The sequence below is a fragment of the Cetobacterium sp. genome, from assembly GCF_977044495.1.
The window spans coordinates 14,784-38,444 of record NZ_CDRRQU010000013.1; the positions used below are offsets into that span (position 1 = coordinate 14,784).

A 23,661-nucleotide genomic window follows, 5' to 3' on the forward strand; every position below is an offset into this window, starting at 1 on the left:
GAGATTTTATGAGAACTTTAAACGAATCTTTAAAAGCTTTAGATGAACACTATTTAGAAACATTAAAATATATTGGTAGAAACTTTGATGTAAACTTAGAGATGCTTCAAAACAATAGTTTTAACCCCACACTCTATGGGGAAGCTAAAATGATAGAAGATTTTATTAACTCGCTCGAAGTGAAGCTAAAAGAGGACTCCATTGTCACAATGGCAAGATTTCAACCAGCCGCTAAAAACCTTAGAAAACTGGTTATGATTATAAACAGTGTCCGAGTTCTTGAAAGGATGGGAGACCTTCTAAAAGCAAATTTATCCCTGATTAAAAATATTGAAAAAAAATCTTCAAATTTAGCGTATGCTCTAAGTGAAAAAATTTTTCCCATAGCTAAAAAGATTAGGGGGCTTTTTCAGATGTATGTTGAGGCTTTTTTAAATGAGGATGTACATTTACTCTATAACATACTCTATCTAGATGAGGAAATTGATGGGTTAATCAATGCTAATACAGAGTATTTTCTCACTAAAATGAAAGAAAATACAGACAATGTTGTCGGCGGATCTGAACTTATGCTGTTAGATAAAAAATTTGAACGTCTATCAGATCATATAATACATTTAGTCAGTGATTTAATCTATATTCTAAATGGTGAAAACACTCGAAAAGTTGAACTACAAAAAAATAAAGGGAACCTATAATGGCTCCCTTTTAATTATCTCTAATTCCAATGTAGTCTGCTAACTCTAAAAAAACTTGAACTTTTTCATCTGGAAAGATATTCAAACTTTTCTTAGCATCTGAGATAACTTCCTTTAAAATCTCTTTGCTTTTCGCAACTCCAAATATACTTGGGTAAGTTGTCTTTTCTAACTCCAAATCACTCCCGACTGGTTTCCCAATCTTTTCAAAATCTCCCTCTATATCCAATATATCATCCTTAATTTGAAAAGCTAATCCTATGCCTTCAGCATATTTTTCTAAAGCTTTATACTCTTCATCTGTGGCATCTGAAATTATTGCCCCTATCTCTATTGGTAATTTTATCAATTTTCCAGTTTTATTTTCATGGATATATTTTAAAGTTTCCAAAGAAACTCTCTTTTTTTCACTTTCTAAATCTATAATCTGCCCACCTATCATGCCATTTATTCCTGCATACCTCGATATCATCCCTATTATTTTTACGATTTTATCCGAAGATATATCTCTTGTTTCGTCCGCCACAACAGAAAATGAATGTGTTAGTAACGCATCCCCTATCAATATAGCCTCAGCCTCTCCAAACTTCTTATGAGTTGTCAGTTTCCCTCTCCTATAATCGTCGTTGTCAAGAGCTGGTAAATCATCATGGACTAAGGAGTATGAATGAATCATTTCAATTGCAACAGCTATTGGTAACCCCAACTCTATCTTTTTACCAAATAGCTCTAGAACCATCAACAATAGGATAGGTCTTAATCTCTTCCCTCCATTTAAAACAGAATACCTCATTCCATCTGCAATTATATCCGGATATTTCAATTTATTCAATTGATATTCTATACTTAAATCCACTAATTCTCGTTTAGTTTTCAAGTAATTTTTAAGCATTATCCTCAACCTCTAGTTGAACACTGTCATCTTCCGCAGTTACTTTTATTATTTTTCCTTCTGCCTTATTCAAAATATCTGAGGATTTTTTTAACAACTTCATAGCTTTTTCATACTCTTTTATTGACTCATCCAAAGATAATTCACCCTTATCCAATCTCTCAATTATCATATCGATTTCATTAATATTATACTCAAAACTATCCTTTTTCATGGAGCCTCCTCTTTTATCTCGTATAGAATGTCACAACTTTTTTCCCATATTTTCTTTCATCTGTCTTTTTGAACTCTCCAACCTCTTCGGACATATCTTCATACATATGATGCTCACAAATTATCAGTCCATTGTCCGCCAACAATCCAGCTTTTGATACTGCTCTCATAACCCTTTCACAGACCTCATCTTTATAGGGTGGGTCCATAAAAATTATATCAAATTTTTCACCCTTTCTTCCCAATATCTCAATCGCTCTCAAGACTTCATTTTTATAGGCTCTTGATCTATTTTCATATCCCAAATTATTTATATTTTTTATTATGTATTTTAATGCCTCTTGATCTTTTTCTATCATTACAGCTCTTTTTGCTCCCCTACTTAAAGCTTCTAGAGCTATATTTCCCGTGCCACTAAAAAGGTCTAAGAATCTAGAATCTGTTATATATGGAGTAATTATTGAAAACAGCGATTCTTTTATACTATCCTGAGTAGGTCTTGTATCCGTACCTTTTCGACACTCCAATCTCTTTCCTTTTGCTTCTCCAGCTATTATCCTCATTTTTCACCTCTTTTTTATCAATAAATAAACATTGCATCTCCAAAACTAAAGAAATGATATTTCTCTTTTACAGCTTCTTTATATACTTCTAGCATAAATTCTCTGGTTGAAAAAGCTGACACCAACATAAGAAGTGTTGATTTTGGCAGATGGAAATTAGTTATTAACGCATCTACAACATTGAACTTATATCCCGGATATATAAATATATCTGTGCTACCTAATTTAGATACTAAATTTCCATCTATATCCACAGATGATTCCAATGCTCTGACTGTTGTTGTCCCAACAGCTATCACTCTTCTATTTTCCTCTTTTGCTTTTTTTATTCTTTCAACAGTATATGCTGGAATCTCAAAAATCTCCTCGTGCATCTTATGATCTAAAACGTCTTCAGTCTGAACTGGTCTAAATGTTCCCAAGCCAACCTCTAAAAATACATCTAATATCTCTACACCTTTATTTTTTATTTTTTCCAGAAGTTCTTTTGTAAAATGTAATCCAGCAGTTGGAGCCGCAACAGACTCCCCCTTTATTGCATAGACTGTCTGATATCTCTCTTTTGTTTCTAACGCCTCTACAATATATGGAGGCAATGGCATCTTTCCAAGTTTATCTAATACTTCCTCAAATGCACCCTCATATTCAAATTTTAAGACCCTATTTCCATCCTCTTTTATTTCTAACAGTTCAGCTACTAGTTCCCTATTTTCTCCCACTTCAAGCTTTTGTCCCACTTTTAATTTTTTGGCAGGTTTCAATAGGCACTCCCATGTATCTAAACTTACTCTTTTTATTAAAAGAATTTCTAAAACTCCACCAGTTTCTTTTTTTCCAAAAAGTCTAGCCGGTATAACTTTAGTTGAATTTCTTACCAGAACATCTCCCGGTTCTAGATAATCTATTATATTAAAAAAACTTTTATGTTGTAGTACCTGATCTTTTCTATCTACTATCATCAATTTAGAGTGATCTCTAGGTTCTTTGGGCTTTTGTCCTATGAGTTCATCTGGTAAATAATAATCATAATCAACTAACTTTGTCGACATCCTCTTCTTCATCTCCACTTTTTCTTCCTATCACTACTCTTTCAATTCCACTATAATCATTCACAATTGCAACTATTTCAAATCCAGCTTTTTTCATAAGTTGACTCACTTCATGTGCCTGATTATATCCTACCTCAAAAGCTAAATATCCTCTATCTTTAAGATATTTTGAAGACTCTTCAGATATTTTTTTATAAAAATAATATCCATCTCCATTGTCTGTTAAAGCTCCCTGAGGTTCATGTTGCCTCACTTCTGGCATCAGTTCTTCATACTCCTCTTTTGGTATATAGGGTGGATTTGATATAATCATATCATAGTCATTGTCCTTTATGTTCGAAAAAATATCTGATTTAATAAATTTCAAATTATTTTCTACTCCATTGATTCTCCTATTTTCTACGGCAACCTCCAGTGCATCTGCACTTATATCTGCCCCTAAAACCGTAGCACCTGTAACTTCTTTGGCAATACTCACTGATATTGCACCACTTCCCGTCCCTATATCCAACACTTTTGGATTTTCCATCTCCCTTAGGATGAATTTACACTGTTCTACCAAAATCTCCGTATCCGCCCTCGGTATCAAAACTCTTTCATCAACTTTGAAAGGTAATCCATAAAATTCCCATTCTCCCAAAAGATATTGTAGAGGTTTTTTCTCCTTTGCTCTTTTGTAGAGCATCTCTTTTATGATTTCTTTTTCTCTTAAGGAAATCTCTTTCCTTAGATTCATAAATAGCATTGTCCTCTTTACTTTCAAAACATGAGCAAATATATACTCCGCATCCAACTTACTGTCTTTTACAGCATTTCTATTCAGATATTCTATACTTTTTTGTAAAAGCTCCCTATTTTCAGAACTACAATCTCTCTCTTCAACTATATTTATCTCCTCTTTTGGAAGCTCATCAAAGTTCAATCTATTTCTAGCCATAGTTTTAAGATAATTTTTTATTTTGTCCTTTTGCTCTAAATTAAGTTCCATATCAAAATAAGCATAAAGAGTTATTCTCTCCAGATTCAATACATGAGATATGATTTTTTCACTCTCCAATCTGGGTTTTGAAAAGGAGTATTTTTTCAAATACTCCTCAGAAAATTTTAATATATCTAATAGTTTCATAATTACTCCACTGAACTTGAAAGCATTTCTGCCTGAGCAAATGTAGTTAGAGCATCTATCATATCATCTATATCTCCATCCAAAAAAGCTTCCAATTGGTGAGCTGTATATTTGATTCTATGATCTGTTATTCTTCCTTGTGGATAGTTATAAGTTCTTATTTTCTCGGATCTATCTCCTGATCCAACTTGAAGTCTTCTTTCACTTTCAACAGCTGATCTTTGCTTCTCTAGCTCCATTTCATAAAGTTTTGAAGCTAAGTGTTTCATAGCTTTTTCTCTATTTTTTAACTGCGATCTCTCATCTTGACACTGAACGATTACTCCCGTAGGTAGGTGTGTTATTCTAACTGCAGAATCCGTCATATTGACGTGCTGACCTCCAGCTCCTGAAGCTCTAAATGTATCAATTTTTAAATCTGATGTATTAATTTTCACATCTTGAACCTCATCAACCTCTGGTAAAACTGCTACTGTCGCTGTAGATGTGTGGATTCTTCCAGACGATTCAGTTTCAGGTACTCTTTGTACTCTATGAACTCCCGATTCAAATTTAAGTCTTGAATAAGCTCCTTGACCATTTATTGAGAATACCGCTTCTTTTATTCCTCCAACACCAATCTCCTGTTTTTCAATTATTTCAACTTTCCATTTATGTCTCTCAGCATATCTCATATACATTCTAAATAGATTTCCCGCAAATAAAGCAGCCTCGTCTCCTCCTGCTCCACCTCTTATTTCTATTATAACATTCCTGTCATCATTTGGGTCTTTTGGAAGTAGCAACACCTTCATCTCTTGCTCAATAGTAGGTATTGTTTCTTCAATCTCTTTCAATTCCTCTTGCATCATCTCTCTCATATCGGGATCTTTTTCCCCTCTGATATTTTCCTTTATAAATTCTAAATCTTCTTGATATCTTTTATATTCTTTGTACTTTTCAACAATAGGTGTTATATCATTTAATGCCTTGTTACACTCCATCATCTTTTTAGGACTACTTAAAACTTCTGGAGAACCTAAAGCTTCTGTCAATTCGTTGAATCTCACTACAACTTCCTCTAATTTAGCAAACACTATCTTCACTCCTTTTTATATCTATACTTTAACTTATAAATTATACCACACTTACTTTAAAAATAAAATAAAAAATCTTCTTCCATACTATTAAGGAAGAAGATTCCACACTATTGCTTTTCTCCTGATTGAGATATTCTTTTTAACGATAACTCTCTAGCTTTTAAATACTGATCCGTTGTTATATATTTTTGAACTTCTATTTGATACTTCAATCTATCCTTTATAATTTCAGCATCTAAAAGTCCAACTTTTTCTACTAATTCATTTAATTTTTCGAGGTTTTTTTCCGTGCCATCTAGAATATATTTATTAATTTCAATCTCCAGCGCCTTTTTATCCAACGTTTTTAATTTATACTGAATACTGGCTTGCTCGATTATAACTTTAACTTTATCAATATTATCTTGACTTACCCCTACAGTTTTGAAATCATCATCTTTAACTATCCCTATTCCTGATGTTGCATAGGCTGATACGCTAAACACAAGTATCAGTAGTCCCATCACTATTTTTTTCATAAAATCCTCCACTAAATTTGTAGATCTGTTACAAAAAGATTTTCAGTATTAAAATCTCTTTTATTTATCTTTATCTCATCTGCTTGAAATAAATCATCTATTGTAAAACCAATCTCTTTTTTGTCTAAAGCTTTCCTATGTAGCTCTCCACTCTCTAAAGCTACCAATTTTTCTGTTGGATAAATATTTCTTTTAAGTAAATCGTAGGAACTCCCTGTAAAGACTCCAACCACAAAAATAGACAAAGAAAAAACTGAGATTTTTTTATTTCTTTTTTTCTCCTCTTCTAGTAACGATTTATAAATATTAGCCCTTACTCTCTCTTTTGGAGATACCATTTATATCACACCTCCCATGTCTTTAATAGCTTTGTAGTATATTGTTTTTACTGTTGATATATTCATCTCTTTCATATCTGCAATCTCCCTCAGTTTATAGCCATATATATCTTTTAAAACAACTATCTCTCTCTCTTGAAAAGGTAGTTCTCTTAACTTCTCCTCTAAAAGGATTGGAATATTAAAATCTTCATTACTTTCAACACTTAAAATTTCATCATTCAACTCTAGATTTAATTTTTTCTTTCTAAAAAAATCGTAGGTTTTATTTATCGCAATTCTATAAATCCAAGTATAGATATTGCTCTCCTCTCTAAAGCCTTTAAGGTTTTTGTAAACACTAATGAAAACTTCTTGAGCTATGTCTTCGGCATCTTCGGCATTTTTTACTGTCGATAGTATTTTATAGTACACTCTATCAAAATACTCATTATATATCTGATCAAAATCCATTTAAATACCTCATTATTTTAGCTTTGTAATTTTAGACTACAAAATTCTAAAAAAAGTTTTAATTAAAGTCACTCTCTATCAAATTTTTTAACTCCTTTAGAATATCCGCTTCATCAACTTTTTTAACTATCTCACCTTTTTTGAATAAGACTCCAACTCCTTTTCCACCCGCTACTCCATAGTCAGCTTCCCTTGCTTCCCCAGGTCCATTAACAACGCACCCCATAACGGCTATTTTTATTTTTTTATCCATCTTTTCAAACTCTTCTTCCACTTGATGAGCAAGTCCTATCAAGTCTATCTCTGTTCTGCCACAAGTTGGACATGATATAATCTCTACCCCCGTTTCTTTTAACCCTAAAACTTTCAGTATCTCTTTTGCAACTTTGATCTCTTCCACAGGATCCTCTGTCAAAGAAACTCTGATAGTGTCTCCTATACCATCAACTAACAACGAACCTATCCCTATCGCTGATTTTACAGTTCCTTGAAAAGCTGTTCCAGCTTCTGTAACCCCTAGATGTAAAGGGTAATTGCACAGTTTAGCTAATTTTCTGTAAGCCTCTACCATCATTTTTACATTGCTCGATTTTAAAGAGATTACTATATCTGTGAAATTAAACTTTTCTAAAAGTCTCATATGATACAAGGCACTCTCTACCATAGCATCTGATGTCGGTTTTCCATACTTTTCCAATATACTCTTTTCTAGGGAGCCTGAATTTACTCCTATTCTAATTGGAATCCCCTTTTCAATAGCTTTCTTTACCACAATCTCAACTTTTTCATCACTACCAATATTTCCGGGGTTTATTCTCAGTTTATCAATACCATTTTCAATAGCCAGTACTGCCAATCTATAATCAAAATGTATATCTGCCACCAATGGTATATCTATCTTTTCTTTTATTTCCTTTATTTTTTTTGCAGCCTCTTCAGTATTAACCGTAACTCTAACCAGTTGACATCCTTCATCTTGGAGTTTTTTTATTTGCTTGACTGTTTTTTCTACATCCGTAGTCGGTGTATTTGTCATTGATTGAATAATAATATCATTTCCGCCACCAATAACTATATTTCCAACTTTTATAACTTTAGATTCTCTCATTTTTCACCTCTCACATCTCATAAAATTTAAAAAAGCCCTAGTATAATCCTAGGGCTATCTGACTAAATAATTCATTGGATTATTAGCTCTTCCATTTTTTCTAATTTCAAAATGTAAATGTGGTCCCGTTACTCTTCCCGACATCCCAGTCTTTCCTATGACTTGACCAGCTTTAACTCTATCTCCTGTTTTCACATACATCTTATCAAGATGTGCCGATCTAGTCTCAAATCCATCACCATGATTTATTTTTATTATTTTTCCATAACCTGTCATGTATCCTGCAAAGACTACCGTTCCGTCCTTTGATGCCATTAAAGGAACATACCTTGCTCTCATATCTACTCCTGCATGTTGAATATATCTTTTTAAAACAGGATGAAATCGTTTTCCAAAAGGACTTGTCACTCCAGCCCACTTCACTGGCATTGTAAATTTTTTTTGTGCGGTCACTCTATTCACATTTCCACTACGGGTAAGCCTTTTTAAACTCTCCTCACTAGGGTTATATATAAACAGTTCCTCTCCAACTCTTATATTGTCATTTTTTAAATTATTATATTTTCTTAAATCGTCCACATCTACTTTATAGGTAAGTGCAATTTTAAAAAGAGAATCTCCTCTTTTTACTTTATAGAAAACACCATTGGACTTCACTATTTTTATTTGCTGTCCCTCTTTTAAATTATTTGAAATTCCCGGATTATTAGCTTTTAGAACTTCTAAGGATATTCCATTTTTATCTGCTATTCCACCTAAAGTATCTCCACTAGCCACTATGTAACTTTCTAGTCTCGGGATTTCATATGCTTGTTTTAGGTCTAAATCTTCAAGAGGAACACCTTCTATCGATTCATCTTCACCTATTTTATACTCTTTTTCTATCGTATAAAAATTGCCATCAACAAGTTCAAATCCACCACCATCTTCAACAGTAGTTGTCTCCGAATAATATTCTGTAAACTTTTTTAAATCTACTACTTCTGCCTTATAAGGTTTAAAAACTAATATTAACATTGCTATAAACGCTGCTATTATTATAGCAAATATTTTTAATATCTCTTTCACTATTTCCCCCTTGCAAAGGATTTCTCATACATTTCGATAAGTTTATCATTGCTTTCAGTTGATGAAATAGTATCGATTAATTTTTTCGTCGCTGTAGCTTTGTCCAAAGAGGATAGATATCTTCTTATATTCCAAATAGAATCTAATTTTTTCTTCCCAATCAGAAGCTCCTCTTTTCTAGTTCCAGATTTTTGAATATCTATTGATGGATATATTCTAAGTTCAGCTAAGTTTCTATCTAAATGTATGTCTAGGTTCCCTGTTCCCTTGAACTCCTCATATATTACGTCATCCATTTTACTTCCTGTATCAACTAAAGCTGTGGCTAAAATAGTTAAACTTCCGCCATTTCTTATGTTTCTTGCCGATCCAAAGAATTTTTTTGGATAGTACAAAGCTGTTGGGTCTATTCCACCAGAGATTAGTTTTCCACTTGATGGTATCACTATATTGTAAGCTCTAGCAAGTCTTGTTAAGGAATCCATCAATATTACTATATTTTCCCCATTTTCTATCTTTCTCTTTGCTCTTTCTAAAAGAGACTCTGTAACTTTTATATGGTTTCTTGGATCATCATCAAATGTAGAAGCATAGACTTGTGCTCCTTTCACAGTTTCTTTTATATCTGTAACCTCTTCTGGTCTCTCATCAATTAAAAGAATCCAAACCTCTATATCCCTATTGTTTTCAATTATAGAGTTTGCAATATTACTGATTAACACTGTTTTACCAGCCTTTGGAGGAGCCACTATAAGACCTCTTTGTCCCAGTCCTATCGGTGCAATCAAGTCTATTATTCTACCAGAGATATTTTTTGCATCTGTTTCTAATTTTAATTGCTCTGTTGGATAAGCAGGTACTAACTCATCAAACGGTATTCTTGACTCGGCATCTTGAATACTTCCATTGTTTATTAAAAGGACTTTTCTAAGCCCATAATTATTCTCACCTTGAACAGCTTCTCTCACTTCACCCAATACAAAATCTTCTGTTCTCAGTTTAAACTTTCTTATTTGTGAAGCTGATACATAGACATCTTTTTCAACATTTGTATTTCTTAAAAAACCATATCCATCAGCCATTACTTCAAGATTTCCCCAAGCTAAGTGCATACCTTCTTTAGCTTCAATCGCTTCATTTATCAACTCTACAATCTCTGCTTTTTTAGTTCTACTCGAATAATCAATATCCATCTGCCTGGCAATCTCTTGTAACTCTTTTAGCAAAAAATTTTCTAATTTCTCCATTGTACCTCCAAGGTTACTAGTCCACTATCTCTCCGTATAGCGACCACGTTTTACACTCATTTATTTTTACGTTGACAAATGTTCCCTCTAACGCTTTATCTCCCGCAAATAAAACAACTTTATTAGTTGATGTTCTTCCTGTTAAAACCTCATCTTTTTTTCTACTTGGTCCTTCAACTAAAACTCTTTCAATTTTTCCTTTATAGCTATCACTGGCTTCTTTTGATTTTCTATTTTGTAAATCAATCAATCTTTGAAGTCTCTCTTTTTTCACCTCTTGATCTAGTTGCCCATCCATTTTTGCTGCAGCCGTTCCCTTTCTAGGTGAATACATAAACATAAATGATGTTTCAAATCCAATTTTTTCTACGACATCCAATGTATCTAAAAAATCCTCCTCTGTTTCATGTGGGAATCCAACTATAATATCCGCTGTCAATGCGACACCTGGTATTCTCGATTTTATTTTCTCTGCTAACTCTATATACTGCTCTTTAGTATATTTCCTATTCATTAATTTAAGTATTCTTGAAGATCCCGATTGTAAAGGAAGGTGTAGACATCTTGCTATTTTTTCATTTCTAGCTATAACATCAATTACATCATCTCCAAAATCTTTTGGATGAGGTGAAACAAATCTCACTAAAAACTCACCCTCTATTTTACATATCTCATCTAGCAATATGGCGAAGTTTTCTCCACTCGACAAATCATTTCCATATGAGTTTACATTTTGTCCCAGTAACATAATCTCCTTATAGCCTTTTTCCACAAAACCTTTAACTTCATCCAAAATTTGTGACATTGGAACAGATCTTTCTCTTCCTCTCACATATGGAACTATGCAGAAAGTACAGAAGTTATTACATCCATATGTTATTGGAATTGACGCTGTTTTCTTGGAGTCAAACTCCGCATCCAATCTCGGTGGTAGCTCATCTTCATCCCCTGTATAGATAACGTGTTTAAAGTCTCCAGATTCTATTTTTTCAATCGCCGTTGGTATTTTCCCTATATTTTGATTTCCCATCACAATATCTATTACTGGAAATTTTTTAGCCAACTCCTCACCTTGTTCCTGAGCAAAGCAACCTGTTATACCTATGATTGTTCCTCTTTTCTCCTTGACAGCCATCAACTCTCCAAGTTTTCCATAGATTTGAGTAGCCGCTCCCTCTCTCACTGTACAAGTATTCAAGAAAACCGCATCTGCCTCCGATACATCTTCAATTACGTTGTATCCCATATTTTGTAATATACTTTTTATTTTTGCACTTTCGTTGACATTCATTTGACAACCATATGTTATTATTACTGCATTTTTCAATTTTTTTCCTCCAAATTTTTAACAAATTACTACTTAAACATGCTAAAAATTATACCATAGTAGTACAACTTTTATCAATAATTCTTTAGATAAACATCACTTAAATATATCTTTAGCCTCTAAATACCATAGCAATAAATCTATATTTTCCATAGGTATATCTACTTCTTTGCAATATACCTTCAGCTTCTCCTCTATCTCCTTATACAATTTCGGACTCACTGTTTTAGGAACTTCCTGTATCACATCTAAAGCAGCCAAATTTTTTAGGATATGTCTATCCAAAATTGCTAACTCTTGTCCAAAACCGATATTTCTTAAGAAATGACTAGCTTCTTTATACGACATTCCTCTTATATTTTTTACAATCCACTCTCTCATCTCAAATGGAGAATTAAACGTTGAAAAAAAGTCTTTTGTTATAAACCTTCCTGTCTCATCCGTCATTTGCTCTCTAAGTATATAAAGGTTTTTAGCTTTGGTTCTATTGAAACGAACAATATTTAAAAATGGAAGCATCTCCTCCTCACTTCCTATGAACAAAAGATTACTATCTCTTAATTCACTTATTGCTTTCCAAGCGTTTCTCGCCTTAGACTGCGGAGTTAAAATACAAAAAGCTAACTCGCAAAAGATATCTTTGTTATCGCCATCTCTCCAAGTTCCTCTATACTCCTCCAATCTCTCCTCTATTCTATTTTTTATATTCTCATATATTTTTTGTACTTCATAAAAATAGGTGTTTTTCACAATATATACCTCCTAAAATTATTCGTACCTTAATTTTACCACATTTTTCTGACTCTTAACATCTGTTTTTAAAAAAATAGGATAAAGCAAATATAGCTTTATCCTATTTTTTATAAGTTCACAAAGTACCCATACTCTTTAAATAGTCCCGATACTTCATCTAAATTTTCTTTTTTCACCATTATATGCAAATCTTCGCCTTTTAAAATCAATGATTTGAATCTCTTATCTTTTGTTATTGCTGACAATAACTCCTTATCATTTTTTAATTTTAAAACTTTATAATCGGGAACGTGTGTTATCAACTCTGTCTTTTCAATAATCTCTCCAAAAAATCTATTCCAATTCGTCGGAAGATCATTTGTTATTTTTTCTTTAAACTCCTGTATTTTCCCATGAATTTCACTTAAGTTCTCCAACCCTTTTGTCAATGTTTCCTCCGATATTTTAAATTTATTCGGAGCTATTTTATTCCCTAGTTTCTCCAAAGTCATGATTCTAAGAGGGCTTTCTCCTAAAATTGTAACAATTAATCTGTCCTCATCCAAAACCACTTTGCCTTCATCTTCTAAAACTTTAAAGTCATATGTTGAAACTCTGTTAAAGACATATCTACCCAGCTCTGTAAATTTTGCATATTTTATTCCATCATATTTACTTAAATATCCATTTTTTAAATATAACGAATTTGCTGATGATGGTTTTTCATAACAAATTTCTAGGACTCCCAATGATGCCAAAATAAAAAACACCGATTTTATAAATGGTTCAACGACATACGCCAAATATTTATCATACCCTACTATTTTTGTTCTTTCATAATTTGCCTCATTGATGTATAGAGTTGCAAAAGCTGATTCCAAATCGATAATCTCTATAAATTCATCTCTATATAGTATACTTTTTATTACATTGTCAATAGAGACAAATCCATCATCTGGAAACTCAGATAAAATCTTACTTATAGTTGCTAGACCTCTTTTTACCTCATCATTTGATTTACCTACATTTTTTATCCCTTTCAAATAATTTAAGTACAAGCTTATGTATGTATTGTCCTCACTTTTTATAATACTTCCATTCAAGAAGCCTTTTACTATAGCTTTTAAATTACTTGACCTTATAAATTCATCATTTAAGTATTCATTTTTAAAAAGAAATAAAAATAATCCCATTGTTTCTGTTTTTAAAAATTCCAAATCTTTTATTCCCTCATAATATTCATGGATATTACAATATTTTTTCATATTATTTTTTGACTCTTTCAATAGCTTTCCGCTACTTGAAAGTTGCATCTTTCCATCCTTAAAGAAAGAATAGTATTTCCTTAAATTCTCTTGGATTTTTTCCTCATTATTTTCTCTGAATTCACAAGTGAAATTTGAAGTTTTATAGATATAGTACTCTCTTGGCTTATCCATAAATTGCCTCATAACTCTTACAATATCATTATTTAAAGTTAAATACTCCCCTCGTTTTGTATCTCCATTTTTAGTAAAAAATAAAAACTCATCTTTTAACTCAGATTTTATGTTATATCCCTCTTCATCTTTTAAATAAATATCTCTATCTTTTATTTTAAACTTACCTTTCCAAGCTATACTTTCAAATACTTCCTGAACCTCTTTTGGCAATGAAGAAAAAATACCCTTAAACACCTCTTCTTTTGAATACATCTGTTCCATCAATTCTAAAAAAGTCTGCTTATTTGTAGATTCTGATATCAAAGAAATTTCAAACAATCCTAAATTACTTCCAATATACCCTTCAGCTATCCAATCTAAAAAATATCTTTTAAAAATTTTAAAAAGAGTTCCTTTTGAATAACTTTCATTTAAAGCTTTTCTAAATCTATCTCTACTTATTCCCATACCATCTCCTATTCTCCAAGAATAAATTCTATATCCTTTTCAGTTAAAGTTTTTAAAGTCGCTCCCTCATCAGAAATCAAGTTATCTAGTAACTGACTTTTACTCTCTTGTAATTTTAGTATTTTCTCTTCTATTGTATCTTTTAGTATCAATTTATAGGAGAATACTGTTCTATCTTGTCCAAGTCTATAAGCTCTATCCACAGCCTGATTCTCCACAGTTTTATTCCACCAAGGGTCATAGATAAATATCGTATCTGCCGCTGTTAAATTAAGCCCTACTCCTCCGGTTTTTAATGTCATTACAAAAACTTTATATTTTTTATCTTTTTGGAATAAATCTACTAAGCCTTGTCTATCCTTGGTAGCTCCAGTCATTTCTAAATACTTTATTCCTCTTTTTCTTAAATCTGATGTTATACTTTCAATACTTTTTATATAGTTTGTAAATATAAGAACTTTATGTCCATTCTCCACCGCATCTTGAACATTATTTATAAGCACCTCTCTTTTACTTGAAACTACATTGGGGTTTTTCATCTCAGGACAACTTGTTAGCTGTCTCAACTCATTTAACGCCTGAAGTATATAAAACTGTGTCTTTCCTAAGCCTTGAGTTTTTATTTGACTGTTTATCATCCCATAGTAGTATGCCCTTCTTTCCTCGTAGAGCCTTTTTTGCTCTGGATTCATTCCTATAAACAGTGTTTTTTCAATCTTATCTGGAAGATCTTTTAAAACCTCTTTTTTAACTCTTCTCAGTATAAATGGATATATTTTCTTCTTTAGCTCCTCTATGGCTTCTTTATCATTCTCTTTTTGAATTGGATTAGCATAGTGGTAGTTAAACTCATCTAAAGTACCAAACATTGACGGATTTAAAAATCTAAATAGAGAGTATAATTCTCCTAAGTTATTTTCAATAGGAGTACCACTTAAAGCTAGTCTATATTTTGAGTTCAACAACATAACAGCTTTTGTTGTCTGTGCATTTACATTTTTTATATTTTGAGATTCATCTAGAACTATCAAATCAAATTTCATCTCTTTTAAATATTCAATATCATTTCTTACCGTTCCATAAGTTGTTATAATTACCTCAACACTACTAAAAATAGATTTATCTCTAAAATTTCCATAGTATATTCCACATTTTAAATCTGGACTAAACTTTTTTATCTCACTTTCCCAATTATATATCAAACTTTTTGGCATAATTATCAATGTTTTTCTCTTTGGAGTTAAATGCAAACTAGTTATTAAAGTTATTGCTTGCAATGTTTTTCCAAGTCCCATATCATCTGCTAAACACCCACCTAAACTATTGTCCATCAGATATCTCAACCATTTATATCCATACTCTTGATACTCTCTCAAAGTAGCATTTATTGCTGGTGTCGGTGCATTATAATTCTCTATTTGATTGATTCCTCTGTAAAAACTTTTAGTCTTCTTAATTTCATTTGCAAGTACTTTATCCTCTATTAAATCATCTATTATCGGCAGATCAAAAAATGAAATTTTAACATTGGATTTTCCATTATCTTTAAATACTCTTTCCAGCTTTTCCATATATTTTCTATTGATAAGAGCATTTGTTCCATCACTTAAAACAATATATGAATCTTTTTTGAAGCTATTTAAAACATCCACTATTGAAAATTTTTCTCCTTCAATCTCCAAATGGACATCTCCCTCTAAAAAATCTATTCCGTGCTTAAAGTTTCCTACAACTTTTGGCTTTACAGCTTTTACACTATATTTTTTTAAATTATCTGTCCCAACAACCTTATATTTTCCTGCTAATTGAAGAAGCTCCTGCGTTACAAACTCTCTTGCTAATTTTTCTTGTAAAATTATAAAATTTCCATCTATATAAAAACTAGATTTTATCTTTAAATTTTTCTGATGTTTTACAATATTTTTAACAACCTCTTCTACAGTTTCATCTAAATAAGCTGCTTCTACCTTTGTTATTTCAACCCTTTTTAACTCATCTTTTATAATCAAAGCTCTATCTAAGTTGTGTACCTTTAAAAATTCATAATCAATCGTTGATATTGAGGCTCCTATTTTTAAATACAAACTATTATCTTGCGATATTTTTTCTATTATCAATTCCTGAACTGGTTTTAGATTTCCCTCTTCCACAATCTCATAATCTAAACATTCAATCTCTATTCCACTTCCAAAAGATGATGCTAATGTCAAATATTTTTCTAATTCTGATTTTGAAAATTTTGACTCCATCTCTTTTAAAATATGTATTGTATCCTTTGGAATATCTATCCAGTATATTGTATCTCCGCTTAAAACATAGTTATCTGAAACTATTTTAAAATTTTCTTTACCATTTAAAAGAAGCTTTCCCTCACATAAATCAGGTTCATCTTCTACAAAATTAATTTTTAACACTATTTTATTTTCACTCAAAATCCATTTTATTGGATTCATATCCCCTGTAACTACTTTTTTACTATTTTTTAGATAATCTAAAATCTCTACATTTTCATCTATATATAGTTCATTTTTTTCATTATCCCACCCAGAGAAAAAGCTATCTTCTTTTATCTCTTGAATTAAATCAATAATTTTCAAATCATTTTCATCACTAATTTCATATTCCTCTATATTTTCTACTATCTCCCCATCGCTGTCTACTAAAGAAACATATGTTCCTACTTCGTCACAAGTTAAAGTAAAAAATAGTGACTCATCCATTTTTTTTAAATTAGATTCCATACCCTTTTCCCTCATATATAAATTTTTTCTGAAGTATATTATATCAAATTTTCTAAGGGTTAGCAAGAAATTAAAAAAAGGACTCTATTCATTAGAGTCCTTTCACCTTATTTCTATTTAGCTTCTGATTCTTTTATTAAGATGTTCATCTCTTCAACTAATGCATCAGCATCCAATCCGTGTGCTGCAATTCCCTCTCCAAGAGTCTCCCCAGCTGCTACCATACATCCTACACATCCCAATCCGTGCTTTTTAAATACCATTGAAATCACTGGATATTTTTGAACTGCTTCTAAAATATTCATATCTTTAGTTACCATTTTTATTCCTCCTACATTTTCTTTATATTACCTTTTTATTATATAAAACTTTACTTTTTTTGTCAATTATTTTCCAATGACATTTAACAAATCATGAATTCTCACAACTCCAACAACTTTCCTATCTGATAAAACAGGTAATACGGATATCTGATTCTCTCTATTTTCCATAAGATCTAAGGCATCTAAAGCCATTATATTTTCTGTTGCATAGGTGTAATCTCTTGTCATTATATCTTTGGCTTTTAATGTAAAAAATTTATCTTTCATTTTCAAAGCTCTTCGGATATCCCCTTCCGTTATAATTCCCAAAAGTTCATCATTTTCTATAATACAAACTACACCCAATCTTTTTTTAGTCATTGTCATAATCACTGTGTCCATATCACTTGTCAAGTGAACAATTGGTAGGTCTTTGTGCATCACATCCTTCACCCTCATAAGTAATCTTCTTCCTAAACTTCCTCCAGGATGATAAACTGCAAAATTTTCAGGTTTGAAATTTCTTACAGTTATTAGTACAGTTGCCAATGCATCTCCCATGACCAAAGTGCTTGTTGTTGAAGACATAGGAGCTAAATTCAATGGACACCCCTCTTTTTCAACTCCTATATCCAGTATCGCATCCGCTTCTCTCCCAAGTTTTGAATTTGGATTTCCTGTCATAGCTACTAATGTTGCACCAATTTTCTTTATTGATGGAAGAATTGATATGACCTCATCACTGTTTCCACTATTGGATATAGCTATCACTACATCATTTTTATTTATCATTCCAAGATCGCCATGGAGTCCTTCAGCTGAGTTCATGAAAACAGCTAGTGTCCCTGTTGAGGCCAGTGTAGCAGCTATTTTTTTACCTATAATCCCTGATTTTCCAATACCTGTTATTACAACCTTACCTCTAGAATTTAAAATTAGATTCACCACTTCTTCCAGCGAATCCGATATTTTACTCTTAACTTTTTCTAATTCACATATCTCTTTATCAAATAAATCTTGAGCTATTTTTTTTATATCCATTCTATCTTCCTTTTACTAAATCGTCTATCTTTACAGCTACTTTTAATATCTCTTCTAAATCTGATAAATATAACATATTTGGTCCATCTGATTTAGCATTTGCCGGATCTGGATGAACTTCTGCAAAAATTGCATCTATTCCGATTGCTAATCCCGCTCTCATCAATGGAAATACAAACTCTCTATCCCCTGATGTCGCAGTCCCTAGCCCACCTGGTTTTTGTACAGCATGAGTCACATCAAATACAACTGGATATCCAAACTTTCTCATCTCTCCAAATCCTCTCATATCTACAACCATATTGTTATATCCAAAAGTTGATCCTCTTTCACAAAGCATTATATTTAGATTGTTCATCTCTTCCATTTTTATAACTACATTCTTCATATCCCATGGAGCTAAGAACTGTCCCTTTTTAATATTTACAGGCAACCCTGTTTCGGCTGCGGCTATAAGTAAATCTGTCTGTCTACATAAAAAGGCTGGTATTTGAATTATATCCACAACTTTAGCAACCTCTTTACATTGCCAAGCCTCATGCACATCTGTCACAACAGGTATATTAAATCTCTCTTTTACTTTTTTTAATATTTCCAGTCCTTTTTCAATTCCCGGACCTCTATATGAGTGTATAGACGATCTATTGGCCTTGTCAAAAGATGCTTTAAACACATAGTTAATACCTAATCTATCGCAGATATCCTTCACTTTTTCAGCTACTTCCATAACTAACTCTTCCGATTCTATCACACATGGTCCCGCTATCAATGTAAACCTGTTATTTCCACCAATTTCAAATTTATTTGCTATTTTGACTTTTTTTACTTCTTGAACTATCCTCAATTACTTCACCTCTTCTAATTCTTTTATTGCTTCTATGGCAATCTCTCTATCGTCAAAATGTATCTTCGTCGTTCCCAAAATTTGATAAGTTTCATGCCCTTTTCCTGCTATCAGTATTATATCATCTTTTCCAGCTTTTAAAACTGCTTTTTTTATCGCTTCTCTTCTATCGGTTTCTATCATATAGTTTTTAGTTTTGAATCCTTTCACTATATCCTCCACTATTTTGTTTGGGTCTTCTGTTCTTGGATTATCGGAGGTTACAATTACCAAATCGCTATACCTTTCACTAATCTCTGCCATCACAGGCCTTTTTAAAGTATCTCTATCTCCACCGCAACCAAAAATAGTTATTATCCTACCTCCATTTTTTAATTCAGTAACTCCCTGTAAAATATTTTCTAAGGCATCTCCTGTATGTGCATAATCTACAACCATTTTAAACTCTTGTCCTGCAAAAACTGATTCAAATCTTCCCGGAGCACCCTTTATTTTTCTTGCTCTTTCTCTTATAACACTCGAATCTATATTTAATATTTTACCAACACCAACTGCTGCCAATAGATTATACATATTAAATCTTCCTAATAGAGGTGGCTTTATCTCCTCTATCAATTTCATATCTAAATCTGCTTCTCCATTTAAAGAGTATGAAATTCCTCCAAATTCGCTGTATATTTTTTTTCCATATTCATCATCTATATTGATTATTCCATTTCGCTTATCTTTTAATTTTTTAAAAAGTATTTTTTTAGCATTGAAATACTCCTCCATATCTCTATGGTAGTCCAAATGTTCCGGTGTTAAGTTAGTAAAAATAGCTACATCAAACTCCAGCATATCAACTCTTCCACTCGTCAGTCCATGGGAGCTAACCTCCATCACTAAATACTCTAAACCCTTCTCCACTGCTTTTTTACACATTTTTATTATATCTAGAGACTCTGGCGTTGTATTTGGTGCTTCTATTATTTCATCTCCTATCTTATATTCCACAGTTCCTATTCTAGCAACTTTACTCTCTCCTAAAATCTGTTCTATCAAATAAGTTGTTGTTGTTTTTCCATTTGTTCCTGTCACTCCAATTATTTTTAATTTTTTTTCAGGATTCCCATAAAAATTCGAAGCAATTACACCTAGATTTCCTCTTAAATTTTCAACTAAAAAGTAAGCTACTCCCTCTTTTAATTCTGTCGATTCCTCCGATACAATTATCGCTACCGCTCCATTTTCAATAGCTTTATCGATAAATTTATGTCCATCCACTAAAGCTCCTTTTAAAGCAATAAATATATCTCCTCGCTTAACTTTTCTAGAGTCATACTCCAAATTCCCACTGTATATATCTTTTTCCGTAATTTTTAAAACTTTATAATCTATCCCTCTAAACAACCTTTCCATATTCATCCCTCACTATATATTATTCAGCCTATTATATCACTTTTCAAAAAAAAACAATACATACTTTCAAAAGTAAAAAAACAGAGGGCTTAACTCCTCTGTTTTCATATTTTTTACTTAGCTGGTGTATAAACTCCTGAATTTAAAGCATTCTTTATTGCTGCTCTCACTTTTGAAGCTCTTATTGTAGCTCCAGCATTCTCTATATCTCCCGGAGTATACATTGCTTCCATTCCTTCATTGACATTTTTATTTGTCATATATGTCAATAGTGCTTCATACTCATCCTTATACTTTGTTAAATCTTTATTTTTTAAATAATCTTGCTCTTTATAAAAAAGCGTTCTAAATTTTGGTTTTTCTACTTTGTCATCTTTTAGATTAAAGTCAACCTCTACCTGCGTTTCTTGCCCAGAAACAAATACCCCTCTGTAAGTTCCATTTCTATACTCTGCTCCATAAGCTACCGCACCAATTACCGTTAACAATATTAGAAATTTTTTCATAATCCCTCCTCGTTCCGTTCTTAATCTATTTTAAACTATTTAAGTATATTTTGTCAATTAATTTTGATTATCAAATTATATCCCATACTATAGTTTTGTTATCTTTTTCTCTTAATATTCTATTTATAGTTTTAAAATGATTACATCCAAAAAATCCTCTACTCGCTGAAAGCGGGCTCGGATGGACTCCTTCAAGAATTATATGATTTGGATTAGTAATATATTTCTTTTTATCTCTAGCATTATTTCCCCAAAGAACAAAAATTACCTGTTCTTTTTTTTCATTAATTTTCTTTATAACCTCATCAGTAAATGTTGTCCAACCTATTTTACTATGAGAGTTTGCTTCGCCTTCTCTCACTGTTAAACTAGCATTTAAAAGAAATACTCCCTGTTTAGCCCACTCCTCCAAACATCCATTATTAAATATCTTTCCCTCTTTTTCAGCATATATCTCTTTATATATATTTCTCAAGGATGGAGGTAACGGAACTCCCTTTTTTACCGAAAACGCTAATCCATGAGCCTGACCTGCACCATGATATGGGTCTTGTCCCAAGATCACTATTTTTATATCTTTATATGGTGTCAATTGAAAAGCTGTAAAAATCTCTCTGTTTGGTGGATATATGACTCTTTCTAAATATTCTTGTTTTAAAAACTCCTTCATTTTTAAAAAATAATCTTTTTTAATCTCATCTTTTAATATCTCATCCCAATCATTTCCTATTTTCAACATATAAATCTCCTATTTCACCTTTTGTCTAAAGTTAATGATCCACACTCTCTTATATATTTTTTCATTCCACAAGCTGAACACTGCTCTCTACAATCTACTGTCAAAGCCTGTTTTTCACTTTTTTCCAATTCCCTTATATAAAATTCTTTGCTAATTCCAGTTTCTATAATATCCCAAGGCAGATTTGACTCTAAATCCCTCGCACCTAGATAATCTTTTTCAGATATATTTAGTTCTTCTATCGCCTCTTTCCAAATAGAGAAATTATCTCTATAATCATCCAGTTTTGCTCCAATTTTAAATGCTGTTTCTATCAGATCTGCAGTTTTTTCATCTCCTCTTGATAAAAACCCTTCTAAATAAGACTTCTTAGGTGGGTGCATTCTTAACGTTGCCCCCTTCATTCCTCTAAAAGCATCTCTTAACATTCTTTGCTTTCTCTCTGTTTCTTCAATACTCATTTGTTCATGCCATTGATAAGGCGTGTGAGGTTTTGGTACAAAATTTGAAACACTCGCCGTTATATTTACTCTTTTTCTTATAGTTCTACATCTATACGTCACTCTTTTTACTAACTCATATATTGCCATAACATCTTCATCTGTCTCAAATGGCAATCCTATCATAAAATAAAACTTTAAATTATCCCAGCCAGCTTTCACTGCTGCTTCCGCCGTTTCAAGAATTTGTTCCTCTGTAACTCCCTTATTGATAACATCCCTCATCTTTTGGCTTCCAGCTTCTGGAGCAAATGTAAATCCAGTTCTTTTCCCTCCACTAATATTTACTGCAACATCCACGGAGTGTGTGTTCATTCTAAGAGATGGAAGTGAAATCGCCAAATTTTTATTTTCATATCTTTTTTGTAAACCATCTATTAACGGGCTTATAGCGGTATAGTCGCTACTACTTAAAGAGGAGAGTGAAATTTCAGAATAACCTGTATTAAAAAGCATATCCTCTATCAACTCTATATTTTTTTCAAGACTCCTCTCTCTCACTGGTCTATATACATATCCTGCTTGGCAAAATCTACATCCCCTTGTACAGCCTCTTTGAATCTCCACCGAAGCTCTATCATGAACTATTTGAATATATGGTACAAGTTGCTCAGAGTATGACGGCGTATTGTCTATGTCATGAACTATGGCTCTTTTTATTCTCTTAACTCCCTTGTGTAATTTAGGGATATAAACCCCTTCAAAATCCTTTATCGCTTCAAGTTTTTCAGCCTTTGTTTTACCTGCAAAGGCAACTAATGTCTGAGCCAACTTTGTCATAGTTTCCTCACCATCACCTATTACAAAGAAATCCAAAAATTTCTCCATAGGAGTTGGATTCATCATGCAAGTCCCCCCAGCCATCACAAGGGGATATTCCTCTCCTCTTTCATCTGCCTGTAGTGGTATATTGGCTAAATCTAGGGCATTTAAAACATTTGGATAACACATTTCATAAGATAATGAGAACCCAATAACATCAAAATCTTTTAATTCTGTCTTTGTCTCTAAAGAAAACATTGGGATACTATTTTCTCTCATTAAAGTTTCCATGTCTTCCATTGGTGCAAATCCTCTCTCCAAGTAGAAGTTATCAACCTTATTCATAATTGCATAGAGTAACTTTACTCCTAAATTTGACATTCCCACTTCATAAACATCTGGAAAAAATAGGCACATTCTAGCTTTTACTGAATCTAAATCCTTATGAAAACTATTTATTTCATTCCCTAAATATTGAGCTGGTTTTTCTACTGACATCAAATACTTACCTATATCTACTCTCAT

24 protein-coding genes are annotated in these 23,661 nt (G+C 32.2%); 1 reads left to right on the forward strand and 23 read right to left on the reverse strand.

Features of this window, described 5'->3' with window-relative positions:
- Window positions 1–8 precede the first annotated feature (8 nt).
- Window positions 9–698, forward strand: a complete 690-nt coding sequence (locus ACWI69_RS04685) for a phosphate signaling complex PhoU family protein (RefSeq protein ID WP_448820691.1) — start codon at window positions 9–11, stop codon at window positions 696–698.
- Between the two features lie 10 nt (window positions 699–708).
- Here the strand turns inward: ACWI69_RS04685 and ACWI69_RS04690 are convergent, their stop codons facing one another.
- The 23 genes from ACWI69_RS04690 to ACWI69_RS04800 form a co-directional block, all read right to left on the reverse strand.
- Entirely contained in the window at window positions 709–1,590 is an 882-nt protein-coding gene (locus ACWI69_RS04690) for a polyprenyl synthetase family protein (RefSeq protein ID WP_448820692.1), read from the reverse strand.
- Entirely contained in the window at window positions 1,583–1,804 is a 222-nt protein-coding gene (xseB, locus tag ACWI69_RS04695; RefSeq protein WP_448820693.1) for an exodeoxyribonuclease VII small subunit, read from the reverse strand. The genes ACWI69_RS04690 and xseB overlap by 8 nt, the downstream gene beginning before the upstream one ends.
- Before the next feature lie 13 nt (window positions 1,805–1,817).
- The gene (gene rsmD / locus ACWI69_RS04700) at window positions 1,818–2,366 is read right to left on the reverse strand and encodes a 16S rRNA (guanine(966)-N(2))-methyltransferase RsmD (RefSeq protein ID WP_448820694.1); all 549 of its coding nucleotides are present in this window, start codon (window positions 2,364–2,366) and stop codon (window positions 1,818–1,820) included.
- A gap of 17 nt (window positions 2,367–2,383) precedes the next feature.
- Entirely contained in the window at window positions 2,384–3,415 is a 1,032-nt protein-coding gene (queA, locus tag ACWI69_RS04705; RefSeq protein ID WP_448820730.1) for a tRNA preQ1(34) S-adenosylmethionine ribosyltransferase-isomerase QueA, read from the reverse strand.
- Entirely contained in the window at window positions 3,396–4,541 is a 1,146-nt protein-coding gene (gene prmC, locus ACWI69_RS04710) for a peptide chain release factor N(5)-glutamine methyltransferase (protein WP_448820695.1), read from the reverse strand. The genes queA and prmC overlap by 20 nt, the downstream gene beginning before the upstream one ends.
- 2 nt (window positions 4,542–4,543) lie before the next feature.
- On the reverse strand, window positions 4,544–5,617 hold the full coding sequence (gene prfA / locus ACWI69_RS04715; RefSeq protein WP_448820696.1) for a peptide chain release factor 1: 1,074 nt from the start codon (window positions 5,615–5,617) through the stop codon (window positions 4,544–4,546).
- Between the two features lie 110 nt (window positions 5,618–5,727).
- Window positions 5,728–6,138 carry a hypothetical protein gene (locus ACWI69_RS04720; protein ID WP_448820697.1) on the reverse strand — a complete coding sequence of 137 codons (411 nt, stop codon included), beginning with the start codon at window positions 6,136–6,138 and terminating at the stop codon, window positions 5,728–5,730.
- Window positions 6,139–6,149: 11 nt separating this feature from the next.
- Window positions 6,150–6,476: a hypothetical protein gene (locus ACWI69_RS04725; RefSeq protein ID WP_448820698.1), complete on the reverse strand. Its 327-nt coding sequence runs from the start codon at window positions 6,474–6,476 to the stop codon at window positions 6,150–6,152.
- On the reverse strand, window positions 6,477–6,929 hold the full coding sequence (locus tag ACWI69_RS04730; RefSeq protein ID WP_448820699.1) for an RNA polymerase sigma factor: 453 nt from the start codon (window positions 6,927–6,929) through the stop codon (window positions 6,477–6,479).
- 58 nt (window positions 6,930–6,987) lie between these two features.
- Window positions 6,988–8,037 (reverse strand): flavodoxin-dependent (E)-4-hydroxy-3-methylbut-2-enyl-diphosphate synthase, encoded by a 1,050-nt coding sequence (gene ispG / locus ACWI69_RS04735; RefSeq protein ID WP_448820700.1) that lies wholly within the window; start codon window positions 8,035–8,037, stop codon window positions 6,988–6,990.
- 54 nt (window positions 8,038–8,091) lie between these two features.
- Window positions 8,092–9,105, reverse strand: a complete 1,014-nt coding sequence (locus ACWI69_RS04740; protein ID WP_448820701.1) for a peptidoglycan DD-metalloendopeptidase family protein — start codon at window positions 9,103–9,105, stop codon at window positions 8,092–8,094.
- The gene (gene rho / locus ACWI69_RS04745; RefSeq protein ID WP_448820702.1) at window positions 9,105–10,352 is read right to left on the reverse strand and encodes a transcription termination factor Rho; all 1,248 of its coding nucleotides are present in this window, start codon (window positions 10,350–10,352) and stop codon (window positions 9,105–9,107) included. Before rho ends, ACWI69_RS04740 begins: the two co-directional genes overlap by 1 nt.
- 16 nt (window positions 10,353–10,368) lie before the next feature.
- Window positions 10,369–11,679, reverse strand: coding sequence for a tRNA (N6-isopentenyl adenosine(37)-C2)-methylthiotransferase MiaB (gene miaB / locus ACWI69_RS04750; RefSeq protein ID WP_448820703.1), 1,311 nt, complete (start codon window positions 11,677–11,679; stop codon window positions 10,369–10,371).
- Between the two features lie 96 nt (window positions 11,680–11,775).
- Window positions 11,776–12,432 (reverse strand): N-glycosylase/DNA lyase, encoded by a 657-nt coding sequence (locus ACWI69_RS04755; protein WP_448820731.1) that lies wholly within the window; start codon window positions 12,430–12,432, stop codon window positions 11,776–11,778.
- A gap of 107 nt (window positions 12,433–12,539) precedes the next feature.
- Window positions 12,540–14,300 (reverse strand): hypothetical protein, encoded by a 1,761-nt coding sequence (locus ACWI69_RS04760; protein WP_448820704.1) that lies wholly within the window; start codon window positions 14,298–14,300, stop codon window positions 12,540–12,542.
- Between the two features lie 8 nt (window positions 14,301–14,308).
- Window positions 14,309–17,041, reverse strand: a complete 2,733-nt coding sequence (locus tag ACWI69_RS04765; RefSeq protein WP_448820705.1) for an SNF2-related protein — start codon at window positions 17,039–17,041, stop codon at window positions 14,309–14,311.
- Window positions 17,042–17,154: 113 nt separating this feature from the next.
- Window positions 17,155–17,361, reverse strand: coding sequence for a DUF1858 domain-containing protein (locus ACWI69_RS04770; protein WP_448820706.1), 207 nt, complete (start codon window positions 17,359–17,361; stop codon window positions 17,155–17,157).
- A gap of 66 nt (window positions 17,362–17,427) precedes the next feature.
- Window positions 17,428–18,384, reverse strand: coding sequence for a KpsF/GutQ family sugar-phosphate isomerase (locus ACWI69_RS04775; RefSeq protein WP_448820707.1), 957 nt, complete (start codon window positions 18,382–18,384; stop codon window positions 17,428–17,430).
- A gap of 1 nt (window position 18,385) precedes the next feature.
- Window positions 18,386–19,222, reverse strand: coding sequence for a 3-deoxy-8-phosphooctulonate synthase (gene kdsA, locus ACWI69_RS04780; RefSeq protein WP_448820732.1), 837 nt, complete (start codon window positions 19,220–19,222; stop codon window positions 18,386–18,388).
- A 6-nt stretch (window positions 19,223–19,228) separates the two neighbouring features.
- Window positions 19,229–20,629: a UDP-N-acetylmuramoyl-L-alanyl-D-glutamate--2,6-diaminopimelate ligase gene (locus ACWI69_RS04785; protein ID WP_448820708.1), complete on the reverse strand. Its 1,401-nt coding sequence runs from the start codon at window positions 20,627–20,629 to the stop codon at window positions 19,229–19,231.
- Window positions 20,630–20,742: 113 nt separating this feature from the next.
- On the reverse strand, window positions 20,743–21,135 hold the full coding sequence (locus ACWI69_RS04790) for a hypothetical protein (protein WP_448820709.1): 393 nt from the start codon (window positions 21,133–21,135) through the stop codon (window positions 20,743–20,745).
- Between the two features lie 70 nt (window positions 21,136–21,205).
- A complete protein-coding gene (gene ung, locus ACWI69_RS04795; RefSeq protein ID WP_448820710.1) occupies window positions 21,206–21,874 on the reverse strand; it encodes a uracil-DNA glycosylase in 669 nt (222 codons plus the stop codon).
- A 14-nt stretch (window positions 21,875–21,888) separates the two neighbouring features.
- A complete protein-coding gene (locus tag ACWI69_RS04800) occupies window positions 21,889–23,661 on the reverse strand; it encodes a TIGR03960 family B12-binding radical SAM protein (protein WP_448820711.1) in 1,773 nt (590 codons plus the stop codon).

Excerpts from the sequence above, each read along its gene's own strand:
- ACWI69_RS04685 (WP_448820691.1), top strand. The coding sequence starts at position 9 with ATGAGAACTTTAAACGAATCTTTAAAAGCTTTAGATGAACACTATTTA.
- ACWI69_RS04690 (WP_448820692.1), bottom strand. The coding sequence starts at position 1,590 with ATGCTTAAAAATTACTTGAAAACTAAACGAGAATTAGTGGATTTAAGT.
- xseB (WP_448820693.1), bottom strand. The coding sequence starts at position 1,804 with ATGAAAAAGGATAGTTTTGAGTATAATATTAATGAAATCGATATGATA.
- rsmD (WP_448820694.1), bottom strand. The coding sequence starts at position 2,366 with ATGAGGATAATAGCTGGAGAAGCAAAAGGAAAGAGATTGGAGTGTCGA.
- queA (WP_448820730.1), bottom strand. The coding sequence starts at position 3,415 with ATGTCGACAAAGTTAGTTGATTATGATTATTATTTACCAGATGAACTC.
- prmC (WP_448820695.1), bottom strand. The coding sequence starts at position 4,541 with ATGAAACTATTAGATATATTAAAATTTTCTGAGGAGTATTTGAAAAAA.
- ACWI69_RS04720 (WP_448820697.1), bottom strand. The coding sequence starts at position 6,138 with ATGAAAAAAATAGTGATGGGACTACTGATACTTGTGTTTAGCGTATCA.
- ACWI69_RS04725 (WP_448820698.1), bottom strand. The coding sequence starts at position 6,476 with ATGGTATCTCCAAAAGAGAGAGTAAGGGCTAATATTTATAAATCGTTA.
- ACWI69_RS04730 (WP_448820699.1), bottom strand. The coding sequence starts at position 6,929 with ATGGATTTTGATCAGATATATAATGAGTATTTTGATAGAGTGTACTAT.
- ispG (WP_448820700.1), bottom strand. The coding sequence starts at position 8,037 with ATGAGAGAATCTAAAGTTATAAAAGTTGGAAATATAGTTATTGGTGGC.
- rho (WP_448820702.1), bottom strand. The coding sequence starts at position 10,352 with ATGGAGAAATTAGAAAATTTTTTGCTAAAAGAGTTACAAGAGATTGCC.
- ACWI69_RS04760 (WP_448820704.1), bottom strand. The coding sequence starts at position 14,300 with ATGGGAATAAGTAGAGATAGATTTAGAAAAGCTTTAAATGAAAGTTAT.
- ACWI69_RS04765 (WP_448820705.1), bottom strand. The coding sequence starts at position 17,041 with ATGGAATCTAATTTAAAAAAAATGGATGAGTCACTATTTTTTACTTTA.
- ACWI69_RS04770 (WP_448820706.1), bottom strand. The coding sequence starts at position 17,361 with ATGGTAACTAAAGATATGAATATTTTAGAAGCAGTTCAAAAATATCCA.
- ACWI69_RS04775 (WP_448820707.1), bottom strand. The coding sequence starts at position 18,384 with ATGGATATAAAAAAAATAGCTCAAGATTTATTTGATAAAGAGATATGT.
- ACWI69_RS04785 (WP_448820708.1), bottom strand. The coding sequence starts at position 20,629 with ATGGAAAGGTTGTTTAGAGGGATAGATTATAAAGTTTTAAAAATTACG.
- ACWI69_RS04790 (WP_448820709.1), bottom strand. The coding sequence starts at position 21,135 with ATGAAAAAATTTCTAATATTGTTAACGGTAATTGGTGCGGTAGCTTAT.
- ung (WP_448820710.1), bottom strand. The coding sequence starts at position 21,874 with ATGTTGAAAATAGGAAATGATTGGGATGAGATATTAAAAGATGAGATT.
- ACWI69_RS04800 (WP_448820711.1), bottom strand. The coding sequence starts at position 23,661 with ATGAGAGTAGATATAGGTAAGTATTTGATGTCAGTAGAAAAACCAGCT.